The following is a 4,368-nucleotide window of genomic DNA, read 5'->3' as shown; positions in this document are numbered from 1 at the left end:
TTGTTTTGACTGATTCAAATTCTTGTCAGTATAGTGATAGCTTTTTAATTACTCAACCTTTGCCGTTATCTGTTATTCATGATTCAACAAATATAAGTTGTAATGGAGGTAATGATGGAAGTATAACTCTAACTGTATCAGGAGGCACAACTCCGTATAATTATTATTGGACTTCAAATGACTCTACTGCAAATTTATCAGGATTACAAAGCGGAATGTATGGAGTAACAGTTACAGATAGTAATAATTGTCAGAGACTTGATTCTGTTTTTCTAAGTGAGCCATTACTATTAATGTTCACAGATAGCATAAAACCAATATATTGTTATGGAGATAATTCGGGCATTATTTCTCTTTCTCCACAGGGAGGTACCTTGCCTTATCAGTTTAACTGGTCTGATGGTCCAATGAGTTCTACAAGAGATAGTCTGGTACCTGGAATTTACAAAGTTGTTTTGACTGATTCAAATTCTTGTCAGTATAGTGATAGCTTTTTAATTACTCAACCTTTGCCGTTATCTGTTATTCATGATTCAACAAATATAAGTTGTAATGGAGGCAATGATGGAAGTATAACTCTAACTGTATCAGGAGGCACAACTCCGTATAATTATTATTGGACTTCAAATGACTCTACTGCAAATTTATCAGGATTACAAAGCGGAATGTATGGAGTAACAGTTACAGATAGTAATAATTGTCAGAGACTTGATTCTGTTTTTCTAAGTGAGCCATTACTATTAATGTTCACAGATAGCATAAAACCAATATATTGTTATGGAGATAATTCGGGCATTATTTCTCTTTCTCCACAGGGAGGTACCTTGCCTTATCAGTTTAACTGGTCTGATGGTCCAATGAGTTCTACAAGAGATAGTCTGGTACCTGGAATTTACAAAGTTGTTTTGACTGATTCAAATTCTTGTCAGTATAGTGATAGCTTTTTAATTACTCAACCTTTGCCGTTATCTGTTATTCATGATTCAACAAATATAAGTTGTAATGGAGGCAATGATGGAAGTATAACCTTAACTGTATCAGGAGGTACTTTGCCATATCAGTTTAACTGGTCTGATGGTCCAACGAGTTCTACAAGAAATAACCTGGTACCTGGGATTTACAAAGTTGTTGTGACCGATTCAAATTCTTGTCAGTACAGTGATAGCTTTTTAATTACCCAGCCATTAGCCGGTCAAATTATTTTTAATACTCAAAATATTAAATGCTTTAATGATTCAAGTGGTTCAATAATATTATCTTTTTCCGGTGGAACAACACCCTATTTATATAGCTGGTCTTCAGGACAGACAACAAAGGATATTACTAATGTCCCTTCAGGGAAATATATAATTACAGTAACTGATTCTAATAACTGTTTATATCAAGATTCTGTTCAACTTTTTGAACCAAGTCCTATAATTTCTTCAGGAACAATAGACAGTTTAACATGTTATGGGAGTTCAGATGGACATATAAGTATTTCAGTATCAGGAGGTATTTCTCCATACACTTTTTTATGGAATACTTCAAATACTACATCTGCTATTTCAGGGCTGAAGGAAGGAAATTATTTTGTACTTATTAAAGATTCCAATCAATGCCAGTACAAGGATACTTTTGCTGTGTACCAACCTGATTCTTTGATGATAACAAGCCAGCTCAATCATGTAAAATGTTTTGGAGATTCCTCTGGAAGTATTGATTTGTCTGTTTTCGGAGGAACAAAACCTTATCAGTTTGTTTGGTCAAATAATTTAAATAATGAGGATATATTTAATCTAGTATCAGCTTTATACTCTGTACAGATTGTGGACAAAAATGGTTGTTTTCGAAAGGATACTTTTATAATTGAACAACCTGCAGATATTCAGATTTTTGCAACAACAAAAAATGTTTGTAAAGGGCTTGATGATGGATGGATTAATACTACTGTTATTGGTGGATCACTTCTATATTCATATAATTGGTCAACAGGACAAAAAACTGAAGATATTCAGAATCTTCAAGCAGGTATTTATATTTTACAAGTAACTGATTCAAATGGATGTACACAGAAAGATACTTTTGAAATTTTTGAAAACCTTGACACAATGCAAATTCATTCTAATATTCATCATATTAGTTGTTATAGATATCAAAATGGAAATATAAACCTAAGTATAAGTGGCGGTACAAATCCTTTCCAATATTTTTGGTCAAATGGGAAAAATACACAAGACATTGATTCATTAGATATAGGTACTTACACAATTAAAATTATTGACAGCATAAGATGTGAAGCATTTGACACTTTTATTATCACTGAACCTGATAAGCTTAAAACCATCATGCAAGGAACTGATGTTAGTTGTTTTGAATTTGCCGATGGTAGTGCATCAGTAATTAATTCAGGAGGAACTACTCCCTATTCTTATAATTGGTCAAATGGCGAACAAACACAGCAAATTAATAATCTTGATACAGGAATTTATTATGTTACTGTTACAGATTCAAATGCTTGTCAAATAGAAGATACGCTAAGAATAACGCAACCACCTGAGTTACTTATTTCATCAAAAGTTAATAACATTCTTTGTCATGGTCAACAAAATGGATATATAAATTTGACACTTAGCGGAGGAATACCATCTTTTATCCTAACATGGTCAAATGGTAAAACCGGAACTTATTTAAACAATTTATCAGCAGGAACTTATAACGTGATTATTGAGCAAGCTAATAATTGTTTGAATTATGATACCTTTGAAATTATTGAACCGGATTCGCTTTATCTCAATTACAATAAGATTAATGAAGGATGTAAGGGTGATAAAAACGGAAGTATTGATGTAGAAGTATTTGGTGGGATAAAACCTTATCAATATATTTGGAATAATAATAGTAAAAAGGAAGATATAAATGGATTGGAGGTAGGTGCTTTTTTGATAGTAGTTACTGACAGTAATGGATGTACAATCAATTCCGACAGCATTCATATAACGGCATATCCACTTCCTAAACCAATAATACTACCAGACAATAATGTAACAATTTGTAATGATAGTTTTGCTATTTTCAAAATACAACAAAATTACATTGTGTATGATTGGAATACAGGGCAATCAACACAGTCGATAACTGTAAACGAGGATGGGGAATTTTTTGCTATTGTTACTGATATTAATGGTTGTAAAGGCAAAAGCGAAACACGTTATCTTACTGTTTTGGACCCAACTACATTTGTTGACTTAAAACCGGAATATATATTTTGTCCTGATGACGGACCTTTAACACTTGCTCCAAAGGTAAGTATGAATGGAGATTTTTTATGGGAGCCTACGGGAGAGACTACGAAAAATATTGTAGTTGATGAGGAAGGTATTTATATTGTTCATCTTGATGTTAATGGATGTGTAAGTTCAGATTCAACTTTTATAAAAGAAATTTGTCCACCTGTTGTTCAAGTCCCTTCTGCGTTTACACCAAACGGTGATGGATTAAATGATGTGTTTCAGTTGTTTACTTTGTATGTAGATACCCTTTATTACATAATATTTGACCGGTGGGGTGAAATTATTTTCCGAGGCTATTCCAAAAATGATACTTGGGACGGATGTTATAAAAATGACTTGGTTGAGGTAGAAACTTATGCTTACCTTCTTTGGTATTACAATGAATTGGTTGGATGGAGAAATAAAAACGGAAGAATTACAATAATCAGATGATTTGTTTTGACTGCCACAGAATAAATTGGAAGTAATTAAATTACGGACTGATACGGATAGAGACTATAGCGATAATTTCTTTTTTTTAAATCATTAGAATCCTCCTTATGCCTTTGTAACTTTTACATTTTATAGATTTGTAAAAGATTATAAATCTAATTCAATTTATTTAAAATATTGTTAAATTTGTTGGTTGAATAATTATTATTAAAATTATAAAAAAATGCTAATGAAAATAACGCTAAAAGTCCGATTAAGAAACCGGAATTTGAAATATAAAAATGACAACAGATTTGGGGATTTGTCGTGATATAACGTAGTTGTGTGGCATACAGAAGAACCGACACAGACAACTAGTAGTGCGTTCTCTAATTATCATTACAAATTTATTTATCTTTTTCCTTTATACTGCGTTAAAATTATTTACCGTAGCTACGACTATGCTAAAGAATTTTGCCTTGTCTAAAGAAAAAATCTATAATAAATTTCATGTAAAGCTAATTAAAGAACGCACTACTAGATAATGAAAAAAAGATCTATTTATTCTAAATTTGTCAATTCAATTCTAAAATGATTATGAATAGAATTAAGGAAGTATTAGAAGCAAAAGGAATTAAACAAAAGTGGCTTGCTGAAAAACTCGGTAAAAGCTACAATATGGTAA

2 protein-coding genes are annotated in these 4,368 nt (G+C 31.8%); both read left to right on the top strand.

What is annotated here, in order from left to right:
• The coding region (locus U9R42_00140) for a gliding motility-associated C-terminal domain-containing protein (protein ID MEA3494428.1) at positions 1-3,704 on the top strand (3,704 nt) is incomplete at its 5' end.
• Positions 3,705-4,280: 576 nt separating this feature from the next.
• On the top strand, positions 4,281-4,368 hold an 88-nt coding region (locus tag U9R42_00135), incomplete at its 3' end, for a transcriptional regulator (GenBank protein ID MEA3494427.1).

Source organism: Bacteroidota bacterium, assembly GCA_034723125.1.
Lineage (GTDB): Bacteria > Bacteroidota > Bacteroidia > CAILMK01 > JAAYUY01 > JAYEOP01.
The sequence above is the reverse complement of the archived record's forward strand: the minus strand, read 5'-3'. Positions and strand labels throughout refer to the sequence as shown.